At 35.0% G+C, this 20,292-nt stretch carries 21 protein-coding genes; 3 read left to right on the top strand and 18 right to left on the bottom strand.

Annotated elements, in window-relative coordinates:
• Positions 1–7: 7 nt before the first annotated feature.
• The 12 genes from J7Q78_RS08725 to J7Q78_RS08670 form a co-directional block, all read right to left on the bottom strand.
• Complete coding sequence (locus tag J7Q78_RS08725; RefSeq protein WP_208423029.1) at positions 8–298, bottom strand: hypothetical protein; 291 nt, start codon at positions 296–298, stop codon at positions 8–10.
• Complete coding sequence (locus tag J7Q78_RS08720; protein ID WP_208423030.1) at positions 291–533, bottom strand: hypothetical protein; 243 nt, start codon at positions 531–533, stop codon at positions 291–293. Before J7Q78_RS08720 ends, J7Q78_RS08725 begins: the two co-directional genes overlap by 8 nt.
• A gap of 54 nt (positions 534–587) precedes the next feature.
• Entirely contained in the window at positions 588–3,293 is a 2,706-nt protein-coding gene (locus J7Q78_RS08715) for a GbpC/Spa domain-containing protein (RefSeq protein WP_208423031.1), read from the bottom strand.
• Positions 3,294–3,421: 128 nt separating this feature from the next.
• Positions 3,422–4,195: a class A sortase gene (locus tag J7Q78_RS08710; RefSeq protein ID WP_208423032.1), complete on the bottom strand. Its 774-nt coding sequence runs from the start codon at positions 4,193–4,195 to the stop codon at positions 3,422–3,424.
• 29 nt (positions 4,196–4,224) lie between these two features.
• Positions 4,225–5,103, bottom strand: a complete 879-nt coding sequence (locus J7Q78_RS08705) for a hypothetical protein (protein WP_208423033.1) — start codon at positions 5,101–5,103, stop codon at positions 4,225–4,227.
• A gap of 30 nt (positions 5,104–5,133) precedes the next feature.
• Complete coding sequence (locus tag J7Q78_RS08700) at positions 5,134–5,709, bottom strand: hypothetical protein (RefSeq protein WP_208423034.1); 576 nt, start codon at positions 5,707–5,709, stop codon at positions 5,134–5,136.
• A complete protein-coding gene (locus tag J7Q78_RS08695) occupies positions 5,710–5,889 on the bottom strand; it encodes a hypothetical protein (protein ID WP_208423035.1) in 180 nt (59 codons plus the stop codon).
• Positions 5,890–6,143: 254 nt separating this feature from the next.
• Positions 6,144–6,386: a hypothetical protein gene (locus tag J7Q78_RS08690; RefSeq protein WP_208423036.1), complete on the bottom strand. Its 243-nt coding sequence runs from the start codon at positions 6,384–6,386 to the stop codon at positions 6,144–6,146.
• Between the two features lie 920 nt (positions 6,387–7,306).
• Positions 7,307–7,597, bottom strand: a complete 291-nt coding sequence (locus J7Q78_RS08685; RefSeq protein WP_208423037.1) for a hypothetical protein — start codon at positions 7,595–7,597, stop codon at positions 7,307–7,309.
• A gap of 3 nt (positions 7,598–7,600) precedes the next feature.
• Entirely contained in the window at positions 7,601–7,879 is a 279-nt protein-coding gene (locus J7Q78_RS08680; protein WP_208423038.1) for a hypothetical protein, read from the bottom strand.
• 721 nt (positions 7,880–8,600) lie between these two features.
• Positions 8,601–9,836, bottom strand: a complete 1,236-nt coding sequence (gene recA, locus J7Q78_RS08675; RefSeq protein ID WP_208423039.1) for a recombinase RecA — start codon at positions 9,834–9,836, stop codon at positions 8,601–8,603.
• Positions 9,837–9,960: 124 nt separating this feature from the next.
• Positions 9,961–10,959, bottom strand: a complete 999-nt coding sequence (locus J7Q78_RS08670) for a replication initiator protein A (protein WP_208423040.1) — start codon at positions 10,957–10,959, stop codon at positions 9,961–9,963.
• A 553-nt stretch (positions 10,960–11,512) separates the two neighbouring features.
• Between J7Q78_RS08670 and J7Q78_RS08665 the strand changes: the two genes are divergently transcribed.
• From J7Q78_RS08665 to J7Q78_RS08655, 3 genes are all read left to right on the top strand, one after another.
• Positions 11,513–12,328, top strand: a complete 816-nt coding sequence (locus tag J7Q78_RS08665) for a ParA family protein (RefSeq protein ID WP_208423041.1) — start codon at positions 11,513–11,515, stop codon at positions 12,326–12,328.
• The gene (locus J7Q78_RS08660) at positions 12,321–12,668 is read left to right on the top strand and encodes a DUF5388 domain-containing protein (RefSeq protein WP_208423042.1); all 348 of its coding nucleotides are present in this window, start codon (positions 12,321–12,323) and stop codon (positions 12,666–12,668) included. The genes J7Q78_RS08665 and J7Q78_RS08660 overlap by 8 nt, the downstream gene beginning before the upstream one ends.
• A 380-nt stretch (positions 12,669–13,048) precedes the next feature.
• Entirely contained in the window at positions 13,049–13,306 is a 258-nt protein-coding gene (locus J7Q78_RS08655; RefSeq protein WP_208423043.1) for a hypothetical protein, read from the top strand.
• Positions 13,307–13,670: 364 nt separating this feature from the next.
• On the opposite strand, the gene J7Q78_RS08650 is transcribed toward J7Q78_RS08655, so the two are convergent.
• The 6 genes from J7Q78_RS08650 to J7Q78_RS08625 all read right to left on the bottom strand — a co-directional run bounded on the left by J7Q78_RS08650 (position 13,671) and on the right by J7Q78_RS08625 (position 20,257).
• Entirely contained in the window at positions 13,671–14,258 is a 588-nt protein-coding gene (locus J7Q78_RS08650) for a recombinase family protein (RefSeq protein WP_208423044.1), read from the bottom strand.
• Positions 14,259–14,757: 499 nt separating this feature from the next.
• A complete protein-coding gene (locus J7Q78_RS08645; protein WP_208423045.1) occupies positions 14,758–15,165 on the bottom strand; it encodes a MarR family winged helix-turn-helix transcriptional regulator in 408 nt (135 codons plus the stop codon).
• Between the two features lie 221 nt (positions 15,166–15,386).
• Complete coding sequence (locus J7Q78_RS08640) at positions 15,387–16,406, bottom strand: WxL protein peptidoglycan domain-containing protein (protein ID WP_208423046.1); 1,020 nt, start codon at positions 16,404–16,406, stop codon at positions 15,387–15,389.
• A gap of 26 nt (positions 16,407–16,432) precedes the next feature.
• On the bottom strand, positions 16,433–18,322 hold the full coding sequence (locus J7Q78_RS08635; RefSeq protein WP_208423047.1) for a hypothetical protein: 1,890 nt from the start codon (positions 18,320–18,322) through the stop codon (positions 16,433–16,435).
• Between the two features lie 24 nt (positions 18,323–18,346).
• Positions 18,347–18,904, bottom strand: a complete 558-nt coding sequence (locus J7Q78_RS08630; protein WP_208423048.1) for a WxL domain-containing protein — start codon at positions 18,902–18,904, stop codon at positions 18,347–18,349.
• 132 nt (positions 18,905–19,036) lie between these two features.
• Positions 19,037–20,257, bottom strand: a complete 1,221-nt coding sequence (locus tag J7Q78_RS08625) for a DUF916 and DUF3324 domain-containing protein (protein WP_208427755.1) — start codon at positions 20,255–20,257, stop codon at positions 19,037–19,039.
• Positions 20,258–20,292 lie beyond the last annotated feature (35 nt).

The raw sequence follows: 20,292 nt of genomic DNA, 5'->3' as shown, positions 1-20,292 counted from the left end.
ATCCTTTTTAGAATCCTTGTCCACTCCATGAGATTGCATAAGAAATAATTGCACCTGTTAAGGCAATCCCACAAACTGTGATCAAACCATTAACAATTAAACTTTTTCCCTCAGCGCTTGCTTTTCGCCCTAACGAATGTGCTGCAAAACCACAAACTAATGCAACTCCAGCCAAAGCTGTTCCTGCCAGACTTAATTCACCTTGTAACGACTTGAACCCAGTAGTCGCACCAGAAAAAATATTACCTAAAACCAGTGGATTAGCTGTAATTGCTTTCGTTAAAATTGAATCAAACATTTATTTCGCTCCCTTTATTAATATTTAATTTTTTAATTAATGCTGCTTCATACATTTCTTGCTTATAATAGTTTTCCAACAAATCAATCAAATGCTTGTTTTCTGGTGTATCGCCTTGCAATAAAGCTGTCCCAGCTTTAACAATGACAGATCTACGGTATTCATTAGGAGACATACCTTTATCTTTTAACAACCGTTCGACAATCAAATCGTTGTTGGTTTTCTTTTTGGCCATTATTACCACCTCCTTTCAAGGCACAAAAATAGCACTTACTAATATTTGTAAGTGCTAAAATAAACCTTTAAGGAAACTCCATAGAGTTGATTGTCCAACTTGACTACCAGTTTGCGGTAAATCTTGTTTTGGTTGTTCTGGGGCCTTACCTGTGTGATTTTCAACCTTATTAGAGGTATCAGTATGGTCATTTGTATCTAACGTGTATGTGTTTTCGAACGATACATTATCTTTGCTTGCTGTTACGTAGATATCGATTACTACCGTTTTGGCAGCCTTTGTTTTATCCTTGTTGTAACCATCTAATAACGCTTTGCCTTCTGTAAATTCTAATTGGTGTTTAGTTGCGTCTGCCTTCAAGGTAACATCTTTTGTCACATCTGTGTAACCGCCCTGACCGTCTGGTAAATAGGCCTTAAAATCGTTATATTCAACACCGTCTGGCAATGGATCTTTTGATACCCGTGATTTAATATCATCTTTACGGTTAGCCGGCAAGTCGTCACTTGATAGGATATAAGTCATCTTGTCGCCCTTTTTAACTTCTTTTTTATCAATCGTAGCATCAGTATCGCCTTTAACCGTTCCTGCTTCGACATCTTTGACCGCTTTTGGATCATATGTGTTGATTTTAGGTTTATCAGATGGTGTTGTAAGATCATTTAAGATATAAGATCCGGAGTTAGTAAAGACTGTGCCGCTCGGGACGTTTTCCTTAATCTTAAAGGTTGTCACAAGTTTCGCTTTTCCAGCTGCTGCCTTTGTTGGGTCTTTTCGCACCGCAGTTACTTTACCGTCTTTATTAGTAATCGTGTATTCAGCCGTAACCTCTTTAGTCCCTTCAAAGACCTTCGATGATTTGTAATCAACATATTTAGCAAAGTTACTGTAATCATCAACTAAGCCAATTTTTGTTATTTTATTAACTAGTTTTGTTTGATCAGGATAATCTGTTGAAACCGTGGCGTCTGCTAAATCACCTGCCATATAGGCTTGGTTATCTGTAGATTTATCACCATCTGTCCAATGTTTTTCAGCTTTTGGATTAATTTGCGGATAGCTGTGTTCACCAGTATTTCCACTCATTGAAATCCCTACGTCGGTAATCTTATCAGCAGATAAATCACCAATCGCTGTTTCTTTGGCATTCAGTGTGTAGGTGTCATCGGTCAAAGTTTTACCATTGATAGGTGTTGCCTTGATTAGTTTAGCTTTCTTATTCGTAACTGTGCCGTCTGATTCTGATAACTTGAATAATTTTGTCACATCTTTGCCTTTGCTATCGGTTACCGTGAAATCTTTTAAATCATATTTAACCGGCAATTTACCATCTTTATCATAGAAAATTGCGTCTCCAACCCAATACTTCGTATTATCATTACCAACACCTGTTGCCTGACTAATGTGTTGCGTAATCACGTCACCTTTTAATACCGAGTTACCATCTTTATCAGCGGTTTTGTTCGGTTGGTCTGGCGTCACTTTAATGTCTGTAAACTGATAATCAGCCTTTAAAGGTGCCGGTTTAACTGGTTTAGGGGGAACGATTGATTGAGGTAGTGTTGTGCCAGCTTTGGCCCATACGTACTGTCCGTTCTCTGGTTTGTCAACGAAATACCGTACTTTAAAGTTCGAACTATTTACCGAAACAAGACCCGCACCGTAGGCCGCTTTGGACGAACCAGCGTTATCCCAGCCTTGATATTCTGTAGGGATTGTCCCATCACCATTCGCTTTATCCGAATATAATACACTGTCTGTATGTGCAGAAACGGAAGACCCACTGAAGGTGAATGCTTTACCGCCTGTTAAAACTTGCGCCTTTTCAATATAGTCACCACCGTTTGAATTTAGTGATCCTAAGCTGATATAGGCGTGTTTTTCTGAAAAATTAATCTGCTTCCCATCTTCTGTGTAATATTTAGGCGCGTAGGTTACAGAGCTTGTGTTAAAGTAAGACAATGTAACATACGGATCTTTAGCCGCTAGAACACTTGGTCGACCTTGGTTAACGACAGTATAATTACCACCTAATTTTAAATCTGAAAAAGTAATGACGATTTTAGCAATTTTTTGACCGTTGTATTCAGAATTCTTTAAATTCGTATACGTGACTTCTCCGAGATTACCGTCCACATCATTCCGTCCTTTAGCCGACATTGCATAGGCACCTAATACCTGATTTTGATGGCCATCACCTTCACCGAAAATTGCAAAGTTAGGGTCTTGTTGCTGATCGCTAAGCACTCGTGCATCAACTTTATCTGGATTTAAATTTTTAACACTCATTTTTGCATCGGGTTCTGAATTAAGCACCAGCTTTTGAATTAAGCTGTCAGGATCAACTGTTCCATCTGGGTCATTATTATTATTGTATTTAGCATTCCAGTCCGCTAAATCTTTTTGGTACTTAGCGTCTTGTGCTTTTTGCTTGTTTGCTTGGTCATTTAACGTTTTAATCTGTTGGGCATAGCCATCAGAGACCGCCTTCTTGGTCGCTTCATAATCTTTTGAAGCCACCGTCTTATTTGTCCGCGTTTTTTCTGTTACCGAAACACCGGCCGCCTTCGCAGCTTTAACGGCATCTAAGACTTGTTGTTCAGTAGTCGTTTGGGCCGCCGTTTGGGTGCCTTTAGTCTGACTCAAATTATCAGCATGCGCATTCAAAACAGGCAAACATACAGATGCAGCTGTGCCCGAAATTGTCAGCGATAAAGCAATAACCATACTAATTTTTTTAACTTTTTTTCCAGGTTTCATGTGTAAATCCCCTTTTTTCTATATATTTTTTGCTAGGGTCAATTTATTTGGGTTGACCTCTAATAAAAGTCAAATTACTCATAATGACACCTCCATTTACATAAAAAGCCCAACAATTACTGTTAGGCTTAAAAATTATTAATATTCGAATTTTTAGATTCTAACTGACCTCGAATCATTAACCTTTTATTGGTTGAAACTTCATGATTTGGAGACCAGCAAGTGAACAATGTAACCACTGGTTGTTTATCTGTAGCTTGATCATCTTGAATAATCTCACTTTGACTAGCATTAATTACTTGTCGATCATAGATTCGATATACATAAACTTGTTTAAAATCTGTTAGATAGATCCGTTGTCCAATTTTTGCAGCTGATAACGTTGAAAACAGATAACCATTTCGACCATAATTGTAATTATTATGGCCACCCAAAGCATAGTTACCAGTACCCATTGTTTGGTTAGGTTTTGCGGTGCCAACGCTGCTATATAAAGCGTAGTTGTTCATACCTTCGGTAATCGCAGCTCGCACTCCAGTTTCCGGAATACTAATCATGCCAGTATGCGTATATTGACTTGCATACTTCTGTGCTTTTTTAGAATCGGCGTAATTAATTGGTTTCACTTTAGTAAAGTCAAAACTTGTGGATTTCGGTGTTACTTTGTTTTGTTTAATTTGCTGTTGAAGTGCCTTATTACGCCTATTTTCTTGTTCAACAGACCGTCTTGGGTTAATTTTGGAAATATTTGCTTCAAGCGCCTGACGTTCATGGTGTTGATAAACCTTATTGGTCACAAAGCTACCAATGATTAATACGAGTAGTCCAACCAATAACCACCATAATAATCTCTTTTTCCTTGCTGCTTTTTTAGCGCCAAAACGCCGTTTTTTCTTTTTCATCAAATTCTCCTTCCATAACTTATTAGTATTTATCGTTTCTTTGGTACAATCGCTGTCCGCTGCATATAGTAATTCACAGGGACTTTAAATTGGTACCTTAATGGCCATGGTGTTTCTAATTGAACGTTTGGTAGCGAATATGCACCAAATCGATCTAACTCTTTTGCCTGTTGAACTAATTGTTTGGGCAATCCTGCTTTTCTTGCGATATATTCATTAGTATTAACACTTTCAGGATATCGATGAAGTTCTTTATCAAATTCGTCCTTTTCTTCTTGCGATATACCAACAGGGTACATATCTCTATCAGGCCTTGTCATTTGATTGTATTGCCGCCAAACGCTATCAAGTTTAAAATATTTTGTATTGCCAACAGCGGTTTCTGACCAAACAATATCCTTGTTGACTGACAACTTAATTAACCACTGAATAACCTTTGAGTAGCAGTATAAAAGGAACCATAGATATAGATACAGCAGAATGTCCGGTCCAGGAGCCGCATTATTTATGCCACCACTATTAGCTGCAGCATAAAGCGTACAGCCAAAGAAAAGGAATTTGTTAATAACAATCAAAGACGCAAATATTGCTCTCATTCGGAAGGGAGTTGAAAGTTTCCCATTGATAATCATTAAATAAGCAACGCCGAAGACAGCCGCAATATTAACTAAAATAATTGTGCCCTGAACATTTTCCTGAACATGGATCGAGAATTGATTCCAGTATTGTCTTATATACAAGTATGGTACCCCTATAAACGCAATAAAACTTTCGGTACTCATTAGAAAACGTGTAACTTCATAATGGTGCATTAATTTTGTCGACAGTACCTCTTGGGGAATCGCATTCCACCAACGTAAAAAGTCGCCCCATACCGAAACGACCATATTAATTATTCTCTTTAGCATTTTTTACTCTCCTTTTACAAATATAATCACTCAAAATACAAAACACGATACCAGGCTTCCTAGAAAAAACGCTCCGCTCAGTGCAAATAAGATAACAGCTGAAAGTAACCAAAAGATAGACAGTCCTGATGAAATTTCATTCAGATGTTTGTGATATCCAAATTTTTCTAAAAATGCCGAGAAATCTTTCTCAGTCCCGTTTTTATAAAACGGTACGTAAGCTTTATTCTTATCCTTAATTGGTAGGCTAAACTTAATGTTATCTGTATTAGTATTAATATACTTCACTTTCGGTAATTTATTTTCAATACCCCAGAACCTCCCGTACCATACAAGTTCTTCAGCCTGAACAATCTTGATTGGCATAGGCTTTTGTAAATCCTGATAAAAGATAGGCTTAATACCTGTTTTATAAACACCTGTTTGTCCTTCTATTTTATAAAAGTATTGCTGCGACTTATTGTCGCTTTTGCATGAACCTAAATATTCAACTTTATAGCTAAATGTCCTTTCAGTAACATGTCTACTATTCATAAACCAAAGACCGCGAACAGCAATGAAAAGCGATACAATAATGCCGATTATCCAAACCATTTTTAATCTCACTTATTTTCTCTCCTTCATATTCAAATCAAAACCAGCTTTCAGTAAGTTATAGTTCTGATCAATCAAAACACTAAAAAGCTGCGACTTAGATAAATGGGTTGCCGCTTGTATTACTTTTAATTTTGCTTGTCTATCTTGATTTAAAGTAGCTTTAATCCGTTTATTGCCTTTAGCTAACATAAAACCTCCACAAAAAAAGTGGGCCACCTTTTAATTTAAAAGATTAGAAGGTGGCCCACTTTTTTTAATAAGATGCTGTATTATCTTGATTTAATAGTTCGCAAACGTGAAGCGCGATAGTCTCATTTTTAAAAATAAATTGGTTTAACAGTGTATCTCGACTATCAAATATACCAAAACGATGACCATCTTCTAACCCAAGTCTTTCGACATGATACTTTAACATAAACACTCCTTCTTTCTATCAATTACCCTCACAAAGGTTCATGCAGGGTGAAAATCGTTTCAATTTTATTAGTCGCTTGCCGATAAGTTATTCGGATAATGCGACTTCTTCGGGCTTGTTCTGATAATAGTCGCAGTTCTTTAGGCGTTAATTCATGTCCTTTTCTTAATGCCCTGGCCTTATACTCCTTTAAGGTAATTCTTTCAAGATGCCATCGGCGCATATTGTCAATGAGTTCTTTAATTAATGGGACTTCTGTTTGTGTTAACATTTATTTTCTCCAATCAGTAAATTAAATATTTTTTTAGCTTTAATTCAAAAAAACTTCAATTCTTACCGCTAAAATGAACTTTGTAATCTAAATAAGAAAACTACTTATACAAAATGAGCTGTAGCTTTGGTAACTAAGCGCCTTCGCTTGAAGTCGGTTCGATTCCGGCTAGCTCGATTTCTCTTTAAACATTATTTCTTCTACTTTTAACCGCTGCTGTTTACAAATGTTGACTTTGTAAATCAAGTACTACATTTTTTAATCACGGTTTTTGGTCGCACCGTAAACCACACTAGGGCGTTTTTAGTCATTATCGCCAAACTTCGACTACGGTAGACAACGCTCGCTCTTTCGAGGTCTTGGCATGTCGCATTAATACGCTCGTCAAATAAATTTGAGTCGTGGCATATCAGGGTACCTCCACATCAGATATTGTGCCGTATTAGATCATGGCCGCTACTTCCCGAATGGTAACCCTAAGTTACACATCAAGACACGGCGCTCACAACCGTACACATCTTTCAGCTTTCAGCCATTCATGACAACTAAATATAGTTGTCGGGCGCTCCTTACGCCCAGCTGCATTCCATAGATTTTAAATTTTAAGTCATACTTACTCACCTGCCCAGTGTGCAGCCCACTAGGTGATGACTCTATTCAGCTTTCAAAGAACCATTTACTATAAATTAAAAAACAATAAATTTTTGCAAATTCAATATTTGCAAACAGCAACAGTTAAAAGTTAATCGCTTAAAATACGATGAAACATCAATACAAAGCCAATAATTACAGTCCACAGTGGGATCGATAGTAAAATTCCATTCACAATACCAACTGGTAGTTGATTAGTATTCCGGTTAGGCTTAATTAAATAATGATCTAATAATCTATACGTTTTAAACACCCCTTATTTTATAAAATCAACAACTAACTATTCGTCTTAATCGTGTGCCATCAGTTGTCTGTAAGCGTCTCGCTAGTAGCTTGTGTTTCCCGTTCATTACAGTTTTTGCGTTGCGATAAACTAAGTCTAAAGAATTAATATATTGCGGATTATCCCGATCAACAAAATATCCATTCCCTAGGTTAATTAAAATTCTCCCGGTGATTGTTCGAACGCTATAGGATTCCATTAGTAGGTCACTTACTGTAAATACTTGTCGATATTTGAACTTGGAACGTTTCTTTACTTTAACTTCTGTCTTTGTCATTAATTAAGCCTCCGATTGTAAAATTTTATGCGCGAAGATCATTGAACTGGCGGCAGTCGTTCGAAAACCGTCAATAATAAAAATTCCGCGCAGCTGTTCATTAATCGGTTGGGTTCCTTGTAAAACTAATAATTCATTCCCAACCTGACATTTTTGCTTGTAGCTCTTTTTAAACGCTGAACGTTTAATATGCAATACATACTTGGTTTCGTCTTGAATATAATTTTCTAAGTCACAAATTAATAATCGACATCTCCCCCTCGGTGGTTGCCATATTGCCATAGTGTTTCCTCTCATTCCTGTTTAATCGCTAAAACTTAGTTAATGTTCACAAATTTAGCTAGGTTCGTGTTGTTATAAAAGCAGATAGACGTTGATTTTCAGAAAATCAACCACAAAAAAAGGGGCCCGCAACATACTTCGTTGCGGGCCCCCTTGAGTTTTGCTTTCACTTCACCCATTGGTAAGATCCAATCCCACTAGTGGCTTCTGTCGATTTTAACGTCGTTGACGTCTAGAACATGACCTAAAAATTTAGGCACTAATTCATGCAAATCCATAGAAAAACCAGTCGTAGTCTTGTATACTTAAGAACGGGTTGCACGAAAGTGTTAACTCAAAGGGGAGCAGGTTCAACGTAAGTATCTTAGCTACTTTGTTGAGCTACACCTAGTATCCGTTCGCCAAAACGGAATACTGGGTCGCTCCTCTTTTTTTGTGTCTATCCACTTTTATAACAACACGAAAATAACTAAACAATTCGTGATGGCATTTAACTGTTTTAAAGTTACCACGCTTTTTTAATAAACGCAAACTTTTTTGTGAAATTATTTTTTTGGTGGTGAACTATCCGTCGTCGTTTTGTGGTACATTGATGGCTCCTTGTAAGCTTTATTTATGTACTAATGGCTGCCTCTAGGCAGCCTTTTTAATTGCTTCAGCACACTGATGATAACGAATTAATGATTTAATTTCTTCACCCGTTAATGGCCGCACTTTAAATTTAATCATTTTCTTCGCCCCTTTCACTGTCTTCAGCCTGGACTTCTTTTTCTAAATCAAGTTCAAATGTTTTCTCCAAATCTAAGCGTGCAGTGCCATATTCTGGCGTCTTACCAGCTTTTTCATCTTGTGTTTTTTTCTTACCAGCACTGGTGGTTGTATCTTGATCTTGTTTATCGTCTACAGCAGTATCAGAGCCGTTGAACAATTTAGCACGCAATAATTCATTCAAGTGTTCAAACTTGCCAGGATCATTTTTCAAAGTCTGCACAGCATTATTATGGCCTTGGCCCAATTTTTCGTCCTCAAAACGATACCAGGAGCCTGACTTTTCAACCAAATCCTGTTCGACAGCATTATCTAAAACATCGGCAATGTATGAAATTCCTTCGCCAAAATAGTTAGTGACTTCAGCCACCTTAAATGGCGGGGCAACTTTATTCTTCACAACTTTAATGCGTACTTCATTCCCGATGGTTTCCGTGCCATCTTTGATATTTGCACCACGTCTAACCTCTAGGCGAACTGATGCATAAAATTTTAATGCCCGACCACCTGGTGTTGTTTCCGGATTGCCAAACATAATGCCCACTTTTTCACGAATTTGGTTAATAAAAATCGCAATGGTTTTGGTTTTGTTGATAGATCCAGATAATTTTCGTAAGGCTTGCGACATTAGCCGGGCTTGTAACCCAACATGTGCGTCACCCATTTCGCCTTCAATTTCAGCACGAGGCACCAACGCTGCGACAGAATCGACGACTAAAATATCAATCGCACCACTGTTTACTAAAGCATCAGCAATTTCAAGACCCTGTTCGCCGGTATCAGGTTGGGATAAATACAGATCATCGATATTGACCCCTAACTTGCGTGCATAGACTGGGTCCATGGCATTTTCAGCATCAATATACGCAGCTGTTCCTCCGCGCTTTTGGACCTCTGCGACAGCTTGCATTGCGACTGTTGACTTACCAGAGCTCTCCGGACCATACATTTCGATAATACGCCCTCTCGGGAAGCCACCAATACCTAGCGCTAGATCAAGCGATAAAATGCCTGAAGGTACTACTTCGACATTTGTGGCTTTATTGTCTCCCATGCGCATAATAGCACCATCACCAAAGTTTTTTTGAATTTTTTTCAAAGCATTGTTTAAAGCCGCCTTACGCCCATTTATATCTGTTTCTTGTTTAATCTGAGCTCGCTGTTTATCAGCCTTGAACTTGTCAGCCATGTTTAATCCTCCCTGAAAATCGAACACATGTTCTTATTTTCGGAATAAGCATAACATAATTGTGAGATTAGTTGCAATATAAATTTTGAGTAATTCAATTTTCTAACAGTAAAATAGCAACGTATTAATCCCAGTAGAGCGGGCTATTTCCTGCTTCTGAATTCGCAATACATCTAGCGTTTCCTAGTTTCTCAAATTCGTTATATACGACGCTATAGAGATAGTTATTAATGTCACTTACTTTGTTTAAACGAACTTGTTGTACCGCACGCATCAAGGTTTCATGAATAGGCAGCGCAATATCTGAATCGTGTAGATCAAATAAGCTGCTTTGCAGTTTATGAGCATTTAAAGCCTGTTTTTTGGCGCGTAGAACAGTTTGTTGGAGGGTCAAAAAGGTTCCAAAGTCATTGACGGATAGTAGTTTTAGATCTAGTAAGTGTTGCTTAGTGAAGATTGAATCGTTATTCAAATGGGTTTTAAATAGCGCAGCGTCTTGTTGGTTGATAATTGATTTTTCGCGATCAGGGATAGTATCTGCTTCTAAAGAATCTGTATTTATGTTTTTTAATAAATCAGTATTATTAATATCAGTATCACTAGTTACCGTTTTTCGGTAATCTAGATTACTGTTTTTCAGCAATCTAGATTTATCAAGGGTTTCAGGCTGTTCATCATTCATAGATGTTGGTAAATCAATGTTTACAACTTCTTCTGCGAGTGGATTTTCAGCTGTTTCAAGTTGATCGATGCCATAAATATCGCTATCAGTAATTTCCGGTTCAAGTAAGTACATACGATTAGCTTTGCCTTGCCCCATTCGTTTCATGACTAACAAATCAGCAGCCGTTAATTCTTTTTTGATTGCAGTAATTTTTGAGTGGCCACAACCTAGTATTTCGGCAAGCTGTTCTCCTGTGTAGATGAAATAAATATTACCTTCAGGGTCGTACCAGTGATTCTTGATGGATAGCTGTAGGCGATCAGATAAGACAGCGAAAGCTAATTTTGCCTCAGCACTTAATTTTTTGTACTTGTCGCTGGTCATAAAAACTTTGGGTACCTGAAAAAACTTAAGCGCATATTGGCGTTTGATGTTGTAGTAGTTAGGTTGATTATTCATAGTGATCTCCTTTAAATTAAAAAGAGCGAACCCGCATTTGCGAGTTCGCTCTAATTTTTTTAGAGTAGGCAAATGCAAATGCGAGTCTGACAAATGGTCATAAACTCTTTTGAAAGCCACATTAACCTACTTTTATGTACATTCAAATAAGCCTTTAGGTATTGCCATTTTTAGGAAAATAACTTATAATTAAAGGCATCGAAAAAAGAAATAGACAGATAATTTCTTTCTGAAGTAGGTCATCACGAATCCCCATTCGTGGTGACTTTTTTATTTAAGTTAACAATAAATTATTAAAAGAGAAATGTAAAGGCATAATCTATATTAATGTATACAAATATACATTAATATAGAAAAATACCTTCCGTGTATACTTGTTTAAAAATAATAATGTGTACATGTATATTAAAAGGATAGTGAAAACCTTGATTTTAAAAGGAACATGCCCATAAAATACTAATGTATACATTAATACTTTTTTACATTACCACTTGATTATTTCTTCGTATGTGGTAATGTATACATGTACTATTTAATAAGGAGCGTGGGATTTATGAGCAGTCGAGTGATTACATTTGGTAATTTCAAAGGCGGAACTGGTAAAACAACAACGAGCACAATGGTAGGAATTGAACTTGCTAGAAGAAATCTTAAAACATTATTAGTTGACCTTGATCCTCAGGGAAACGCGACAAACCTTTATCTTAAAACTAAAGAAAACGTCGATAATGAAATCGTCTCATTTAACAAAACTTTGATGGCTGGGATTAAAGATCAGGATTTAAGTCAAACAATTATTAATATACTTCCTAACCTAGATGTGTTGCCTTCTAGTGCGGATTTTTCTCTATATCCACGTTTCATGGAAACAGTAAGTGGTAATTATAATGAAAGAGTTTGGTATTTTTCAAAATTATTGAAAGAATTCAAAGAAACTTACGATTATATTTTAATTGATATTCCGCCAACAATTTCATTAATCACGGATAGTGCTTTGTATGCTTCAGATTATTGTGTGATTGTACTACAGACGCAAGAGAGATCATTGCAAGGAGCTGAAGCTTTCATCAATTATATGCAAGAACAAGTTATTGATACATTTAAAGCGCCGACGCTTGATTTGATTGGTATATTGCCAGTTCTTTTGAAAAATGGAGCGCCAGTAGATAACAGCACTTTAGAAGTTGCTAAAGAATTATTTGGAAAAGAAAATATATTTGATATTACAATTAAAAATATGGAGCGACTTAAACGTTACGACGTTACAGGAGTTATGTTTAAAGATCAATTTGACCATGCGGTACAAAATGTGTATGAAAATGTTGCTACAGAAATGATTAGCAGAATAGGAGCGATTGAAAATGGGTAGTTTATTAAATTCAAATAGAACAAGACAAAATAGCCTAGATCGTGGAGGGCGAATTGAACCAGCGCAGCCTATGAGCTTAAGTGATTTAGATAAAACAAACGACAAAAGTAGTAGTAAGATTGAGAGTGTGACTTACTATGCAAATGTTAGAATCAACAATCATATTAAAAATAAAGCAGAAGCACTGTCTATTATAGGTATAGTTAAGTCGCAAAAAGAGGCAATCGATCGTGCATTGGATGCCTTTATAGACCAGCTGAGTGAAGATGAGAAAAGAAGCTATAAGAATCAAGTGGCAACATTAGAGGAAAAAGATGTAAAAATGAAAGCTAAAGGGTAAGACATAGCGTGCGATATACATGTATACATATATATGTGTATACATGTATACGAAACAATCTGATATATTGTTAGAGCTGCTGTAATATTGTGCAAACATGTAAAAATGCAAACATATATATATGTATACATGTGTATATGTTTGCATAGATAGAGTATCAATATATTTAAATACGAAATAAACGGTAAGCGCCTATAAATATAATTGGTAAACTTCGTATACAAAGTTTACTGAGTATACTTTGTATACATTTGATATTGTTTCTATAATGTCTATTTAGCTGCGTTTCAAAATTTTTAATACATTGAAATCACCATGTATACAAATTATTATGGAGAGCCGTAGAAAATTCACTACTGCATCTACACGGAGGAATATCTATGATTTGGTTTTTAATATCACCTTTAGGTGCTACCATTGGAGCAATAATTGGCATTATATTAGGTACAGTATTTGGAGTGTTTTCATTTCTTTTTGCAGCGTTACCTTATATTTTTCAAGCAATAATTTGGACTGTTCAATTAGTAGGACAATTCATATTTTACAGTTTGATCTTTGGCTACTTTATTTTAAAATGGCTTGCAGGAAAGATCCGTAAAGCTATTTATTCTGATGAATACGAGGAATTACACTCTTAAGAATTATGTGATATAATAAGTTTACGCAAAAAAAGAGCAAGGTACCGGCCAGTACCTCGCTCATGTAGTAGTATTGCAATAAGTTGTTAGACGTTAATTTAAATTAGCGTCTTTTTTTATGTTTTCGTGCTTTTACCCAACCAATAGCTTCCTTTAAAGCTACTGGGGCAATCGCAACGAGAATTTGCGATAGCAAATTCACAGCCGATCTCCTCATTGTTTTTTTGCATGCAGCCACCTCCAAACAGTCAATTTTGAGTTGACGAAGGGGACGTGCTTGCAACTAACTACTACGGGTGTCATTATACCAAAATTAAAGCGGGTTTAATACCGACTATCGGTGTTAAACCCGCTTTTTGAATGTTTAGGATCCTTGCAGTGTTTCCAATTCAATCTGTTGCTTAATCCTGAAGAGCGTTGCTTTAGAAGTGTTAAAAGCCTCTACTGTTTCTTTGATTGAATGATTTTGATAATATTCATAAATCGCCATTTCATGTGGGCCAATCTTGCGCCTCGGCCGGCCCTCCTTAAAGTTAGGATTGTGTTTTTTAGAATACTCCTTACCAGCCTGTGTTCGTTCAACAATCATATCCCGCTCCATTTCGGCTACAGATAGCAGGGTTCGAACAATCATCTTACCCATTGGCGTATTTTCAATGGTTCCCAAGTTAAGCACTTTAATACTAATATTTTGATTTAACAATGGTTCAATGCTGTTTAAGGCTTCACGTGTGTTTCTGGCAAAGCGATCAAGTTTTGTAATCACTAAAGTATCACCACTCGAGATTGTATTTAACAGTAAGTCAAAAACTGGCCGGTGAGTTGTTGTACCAGTAAACTTTTCTGAATAGATATTTGTTTGATCAACACCAGCGTCGACAAGTTGCGCAATTTGTTCTTCTAAATTTTGACTCGAAGTTGAAACCCGTGCGTAACCATAAATTTTAGCCAAATTTATCGCTCCTTTGTGAGACTAAGAATATGAGACTCGATAAATCCTAGTATAACACGTTTTTGATTCAGTCTCAAAAACTGTTCAGTAATTGAGACTTGTTCGAGGTTACATGATAAAATTATAAAGCCGCCTTAATAGGCGGCTTTTGATTAATATACAACTCGTTTATTGATGGTTCTCCAGTGAAGTTATGAGCCATACATTAAGGCTTCTAGTATAGGGGTAATTGCTATGACGATAATTAATGGCCATCTGACATGTGTAAATCTAAAATTAATAGTAGTTGGGACCATATTAACAACTGCAAAAATAGCAAGCAATAAGACTAAGATAGACTCACCTGTTGAGACATCTGCTAAGAGCAGTACTACCTGCATAACCTCACAACAATCATTAATTTGATCCGTTATTGTAGCGGGCGCTAAATTCCCCAAATTAATGAAACTATTATAAACTAATAGTCGTCTAAAGGCTATACGGTACTCTGTGAGCTTTTTTAAATATTACTTTTTCTATCGATAGAGCGGTATTCCGCCTTTTTAATATAGGAAAGGATTTCAATTGACTTAGCATCTAGGGATTCTTTAATTGCAAAATAGGCTTCTTTACCTTTAGTCGTAATTTCAAGTTTAACAAGTCGTTGATCGTGAGGATCATCTCTGCGCTTACAAATATAACCTTTTACTTGTAATAGATTTAATTTCCGAGAAACCGCTGGTGGAGAAGTCTTTTCGATTTCCGATAAATCTCGAGGCGAAAGTGAATTACTTTGATATATCTGATCTAGTATCCTGAATGCTGCAAAGTTTAAATTATAGGTAGCCGCAATTTGATCTAAAGTACCAACAATGTTTTGCACTTCGACATACCAATCAATTAATAATTCGACATCAATTTTTTCCATGATGTACCATCCTTTTTTATTTGTCGTATAGCTCACTTTAAATGACTGCTAGGCTAAAGTTAAGTGTTCACAAGTCTTTGATAAGTTAATTTATTTGATAATCTGATGCTTTTTTTTAAAGATGATCTAGTATCAATTTCTTTAGTTTTTAAGACCTTTTCAATAATTAAAATTTCAGTAGAATTCATTGCTGATTCTTGATAAGACTAATTTATTCACTATTATAGAGAATTCTGCAAAAGTTTCTGTCTCTGATATTTGAAATATCCGATTATACTCTTATTCTTGCGTTCAATAATTTTCCCATTGGGTTTAATATAAAATGTTTGATTTATATTTTTAATTACTCTTTTGTTACTATAAATTTTAAGTTTAAGATTATATTCACCAGTTTTCCAAGGGTTATTAGCAGCAAATTTTAAAGAGAATCTAGTTAAAGGAGTAATGGTGCCTTTATCAAGCTTAACGCTTGAAATACTTCGAATCCCTTGAGTTACTGTCCCTACAGCTTTAATGTCTTGCAATATATTCATATTCTTATTAGTAACATTAAAGTTTAAAATATTGTTAAATTTTGAGTTATTAGTAAAGTTGGTCTTTAAGTTTGTGTTCTGGTTGTGATGTTTTCCTTGGTTTAAAACAACAGCATAAGTAAATCTAAAGGTGTTATTTATAAGATTTACTTCTTCAGCTGGAGTCATAGATTTAGTAATATTAACTCCTCCAACTACACTACCGTTAAAATTGTTCTTTGGTATTTTAATTTTAATAGGGATAATAGCTGTTTCGTGACTATCTAACCTAATTACTTTATGGTTTTTGTTCCCTGCTACTTTTGCTGCATTATTGAAGTTTAGAGGAACTTGTTTATAAAAACTGCTTTTTATTTTCTTTTGGGTCAAGTTGTAGTCTACCACTAAATTTGAATTTGTAGCAGCTTGATTTACAGAGACTAGAAAATTATTTTTTTTATCAGAATTGATAATTTTTATTTTTAGCGTTATTTCTTTGTTAGGAACTGTATTTATTTGCCAGTAGTTACCATTTATCGTGTTTATCTTTTCTTCATCTATTGGAACCGCAAAAAATCCAGTTGAACTATTCTTAAGAGTCGCTTCTTCCTTGCTAGTAGCTATTCCGTATTCTACTTTACTTGCAGAGACAATGTTTTTATTCATACAAAATATTATTATTATTAGCGTTGCTGCTATCCATAGAAAGTTAAATTTTAATTTAAACATTTTCGAACTCTCTTTTCCAGAGGCCTTTACACCCCGTTTATTATTGAGTATAAAAACGTAGCATTATTTTTATTAGATTGTAATTTTAATTTATTATTAGCTTTAACTAGTAGACCTTCAGTTGTCTTATAATTAAACTGATAGTTTCCACCAGCCATAGTCATTGAAACATTACTTGGTAAATTATTGTCATCGTTTATTAATGCAATTTGAATAGGTATGCTTCCTAATTCTTGAATAGATTTAGGTTCCTCTGTATTTTTCCAGAAATATTTAGTCATTGTTGGCGTGTTATTAGAAACTTCTGTTAGTTGAACTGAAAAGTTAGGTGTGCTTCCACGATCGTCGGTGATATTGAGTTGCATACCTGAATTGCCTGGGATCAATTCACTCAAAGCACCTGTTTTAGGTAGATTATTAAGATCAATATTATATACTCGATTGGTATCAGAATTATTAGCCAGTAAGCCATCAGGGTGATACCACCTAATATATTTTGCTGTTTTTAAATAGTTTAACGTATCATTTGTATAATTAGGTCGCATATTTGAAGTATTAAAATCGCTTGGTATAGTGCCTGTTGCAACTCGTTCCCAAATATCATTACCTGAATAATCAGTCCGGTCATCAACAGTGTCATTTGTGTTAACAACTTGTGAAGATGCATGTAATCGCAGACCTTCATCATAAAAGTTTATTGGAACTTTAGAACTGTTTGAAAATACTGGTGAGGACGTAGATGAAAGAGTAACTTGATCCGCACTTTTAAAATTAAATTTTGAATCACCTCTAGGAGAACCAGTGAATAAATTGTTCTTTCCCTTGTTATTTAAGAATAGTTCACTACCTTTATCAAAATCCCACTGAACGTTGGTTAAAAATGCATCAAGATTTATCGAACCGCCAGCTGTATCTGCAGTAAGCTTGGAACCTGTACCCGCTTGAATTTTCCATGTAGTAAAATTAGTGGAATCAAACCATCTTCCAGTGTTAGAAGCAGTTCCTATATCTTTTATATTAAACTCTGCATTTTTTCCAAGTATCCAATTTAAAGGACCCGTATCTGCAGATCCATAGTACAGTGAGTAGTATTGACCGCTATTCCAATTCATCTTTGCATTGTCATCTATTTTAATAGTTTGTCCTGTGCCTACTCCGTTTGGATAAATCATTTGGTCGATCAGTGCATTTAAATTAACATCAGTCTGTCCATCTAAAACTTCAATATATTTCCCGCCCCTTATCCATTCGAAAGCAGTATCAGGATTAGTACCTGGTGCGTTAATAGCTCCACCATATAAGACATCGAATTTATTGTTTCCAGAGAAAAATATTTTCCCGCCTTCGTTATTAATAGGTGATGCGGCATTATATGGATCACCGTTATATTCAGTTATATTTATATAATATTGGTTAAGCTTGGCTGACGGTCCTGAAGCAGGGAATAGACCGGAGGATTGATTGTTAATCCAAGTAGCATTTCTAATGGTTGCATTTGTTTGATCAGTGATACTTCCTTGTGCGTAAAAACCAATACTTCTATTCTGCCCATTAAGTCCTGTTGTATAGTTAGTATCATTATCATAGTAGAGTTTATGATTATTTCCGTTTATGTTTACACTTTTATTACTTATAATTGGAGTGCCTTGTAAAACACTATTATTACCGGGTAAATCAGATATTACATTGAAATAAACAGTATTATTAGAATCATTGGTCGGTGTTACGTTTTTATATGTGTCAAACATATCTTTCCAAGAAGACACATTATAATAAGTTGCTCCTTTTACTCCAGTTACTAGTCCATTAGTATCAATGGCACCATCTATAGTTGCTGCCTGTATTTGTTTTTTTTCAAACGCTATGATTAGTAAAAGTGCAGTACATAAAATTAACACTTTTCTAAAATTATTCACTTTGTTCACATCCTTATCTTATTATTAAACACCAGAAATAATGTTGTGAGTAACTGTTGCCCGATATTCACCTGGGGCAACCGAACTATTTTTTTCGTTTAAAGATAACGATAAAGTCACGGAACCTGATGTCTGTACCCCATTTGAATCTTTGTCTCCTATTATAATAATTCCTTGCTTATTCAGCACATCTACACTATTTGCTCCTTTTAAATGTCCGTTACTATTGTTGTCGGAAGTCATTGTCAATGAAACGATTGGTAATTTTTTATTTGGAGCAGTTATTGATTTAAAATCACTAACTGAAACTTGAATTTTATACCCATCATTTCCACCCCTTAAGTCAAGAATTGAGTACGTTGAATCACTAGTTGTTGTGGCTGAACTTGTTTTACCAATTAGAAATGTTCCAAAATTAAATGATGGATAATGCTGGAGAGATAAAGCATTTTGACTTGATGATGTTACATTAATTGAGGTGATACCGCGTAGACTTGTAGAATCAGCAAAACAAGTCTCCACCTTTAATAAAGAAGCGATAAGTATAAATGTTACGATTGACAGTTTTGTATACTTAGTCATATCCTGCATCCTTTTCTAATAGTTTATTTTTAAATTCTTATTCAGATTACTTATTGAAGAATTAATAAGAAAGTTGTTACGAGTAAGAGACGTATAAGGATAGTAGGTAATCTTTTCCATTTAGATGTTGTCCTATTTACTAATAATGGCTATATCTGTGCCGTTATTTTTCAAATATTTATATTCCTTATACGTAATTGTTCTACAGATAACAGTTTTACTTCCGCTATTATCTAATATGATTTGCTCTACAGTAACTTCCTCTTTATTTTTTTTTCTCAATAGTAGAAGGAAGAGTATAATAGCTAACATAGCTAATAAACCGATTACTAATATAATAAATATTAATGCCCAATTAACTTTATTAATAGTGACATCAGAGTTATTAAACTTAACAGCTGATTTTCTAGTAATAATAAAATCTTTATTAAATTTCCATCTATATTTATAATTTTCGAAATGTTCTTGTTTAAATTTAGCTTTGTACTTACCCGTAGGACTCAATTCAGAGTATGCTTCGGCTTCCATGGTATATTTTCCTGGAATCATCTTTTCTCCGTTTCCCAATAAAATTGAATAATTAAAATTAGAGTTAGGAGCCATTTGCATCAATTTGCTATTTTTTTCGTATAAAATATTTTTTTTACCGTGTCTGTATATTCGAGCTTTAACAGCAAGCTGGTTTAAATAATTAGGGAGGGGATTCTGAAAGTTAATATCTATCACATTTCTGAAGTTACTTTGTGATGGTTTAACATTTGTAAGTTTAAGCCCATTTTTTTGCTTACTGTATTCACTTATTGGTGTTGTATCATTCCTTATAAGTAGTCCCAGTTGAAACGAATAGGTGTTGTTAATTGAAACACTATCTTTATGTTTTATGTCCGTCTTTTGCTCTGTACTTATGTCTTTAAAATTAATTCCCCCAGATATAAGACCATTAAACCTTTCTGAAGGCATTGTTAAATGGATTTTAATATCTTTTGATTCTCCTTTATTTAGTGTTATAATTTTAGGTGTTTTAGCAATGTCTTCAATATTATATTTAAGCGTCAAGTCTTTTTTTATTTTTCTATTATTGTAATCTACTACACCATTAGAATTTGTCTTTGCAGATACTATATTAGTTTTAATTGAAATTTTATCATTTGATGTATTTTCTACTCTAATAGTCAGATCTTGAGTTTTACCATTATCTAGTAGTAAATTATAATAACCAACTTTTTTATCTATCTGATTCTCAGGTATTATGGGTGATACTGAAAATGTTAGTTCATTTGCTTGGGCTATATTTTTTTTGCTTAGTAAGCAAAATATTAATAAGAATAAGGAATAAATAATTTTTCTTCTCATACTATACTCTCCTAGTCTATATAAAAAGGACCGAA

The sequence above is a fragment of the Latilactobacillus fragifolii genome (assembly GCF_905332535.1).
Classification (GTDB): domain Bacteria; phylum Bacillota; class Bacilli; order Lactobacillales; family Lactobacillaceae; genus Latilactobacillus; species Latilactobacillus fragifolii.
This window is presented reverse-complemented; position numbering and strand designations above follow the sequence as displayed.

What these genes read in the sequence shown, in the direction of transcription:
- J7Q78_RS08630 (WP_208423048.1), bottom strand. Translation starts at nt 18,904, where the DNA reads ATGACTAAGTATACAAAACTGTCAATCGTAACATTTATACTTATCGCT.
- J7Q78_RS08670 (WP_208423040.1), bottom strand. Translation starts at nt 10,959, where the DNA reads ATGAATAATCAACCTAACTACTACAACATCAAACGCCAATATGCGCTT.
- J7Q78_RS08720 (WP_208423030.1), bottom strand. Translation starts at nt 533, where the DNA reads ATGGCCAAAAAGAAAACCAACAACGATTTGATTGTCGAACGGTTGTTA.
- J7Q78_RS08715 (WP_208423031.1), bottom strand. Translation starts at nt 3,293, where the DNA reads ATGAAACCTGGAAAAAAAGTTAAAAAAATTAGTATGGTTATTGCTTTA.
- recA (WP_208423039.1), bottom strand. Translation starts at nt 9,836, where the DNA reads ATGGCTGACAAGTTCAAGGCTGATAAACAGCGAGCTCAGATTAAACAA.
- J7Q78_RS08705 (WP_208423033.1), bottom strand. Translation starts at nt 5,103, where the DNA reads ATGCTAAAGAGAATAATTAATATGGTCGTTTCGGTATGGGGCGACTTT.
- J7Q78_RS08710 (WP_208423032.1), bottom strand. Translation starts at nt 4,195, where the DNA reads ATGAAAAAGAAAAAACGGCGTTTTGGCGCTAAAAAAGCAGCAAGGAAA.
- J7Q78_RS08665 (WP_208423041.1), top strand. Translation starts at nt 11,513, where the DNA reads ATGAGCAGTCGAGTGATTACATTTGGTAATTTCAAAGGCGGAACTGGT.
- J7Q78_RS08685 (WP_208423037.1), bottom strand. Translation starts at nt 7,597, where the DNA reads ATGACAAAGACAGAAGTTAAAGTAAAGAAACGTTCCAAGTTCAAATAT.
- J7Q78_RS08660 (WP_208423042.1), top strand. Translation starts at nt 12,321, where the DNA reads ATGGGTAGTTTATTAAATTCAAATAGAACAAGACAAAATAGCCTAGAT.
- J7Q78_RS08625 (WP_208427755.1), bottom strand. Translation starts at nt 20,257, where the DNA reads ATGAGAAGAAAAATTATTTATTCCTTATTCTTATTAATATTTTGCTTA.
- J7Q78_RS08725 (WP_208423029.1), bottom strand. Translation starts at nt 298, where the DNA reads ATGTTTGATTCAATTTTAACGAAAGCAATTACAGCTAATCCACTGGTT.
- J7Q78_RS08655 (WP_208423043.1), top strand. Translation starts at nt 13,049, where the DNA reads ATGATTTGGTTTTTAATATCACCTTTAGGTGCTACCATTGGAGCAATA.
- J7Q78_RS08690 (WP_208423036.1), bottom strand. Translation starts at nt 6,386, where the DNA reads ATGTTAACACAAACAGAAGTCCCATTAATTAAAGAACTCATTGACAAT.
- J7Q78_RS08695 (WP_208423035.1), bottom strand. Translation starts at nt 5,889, where the DNA reads ATGTTAGCTAAAGGCAATAAACGGATTAAAGCTACTTTAAATCAAGAT.
- J7Q78_RS08640 (WP_208423046.1), bottom strand. Translation starts at nt 16,406, where the DNA reads ATGTTTAAATTAAAATTTAACTTTCTATGGATAGCAGCAACGCTAATA.
- J7Q78_RS08645 (WP_208423045.1), bottom strand. Translation starts at nt 15,165, where the DNA reads ATGGAAAAAATTGATGTCGAATTATTAATTGATTGGTATGTCGAAGTG.
- J7Q78_RS08680 (WP_208423038.1), bottom strand. Translation starts at nt 7,879, where the DNA reads ATGGCAATATGGCAACCACCGAGGGGGAGATGTCGATTATTAATTTGT.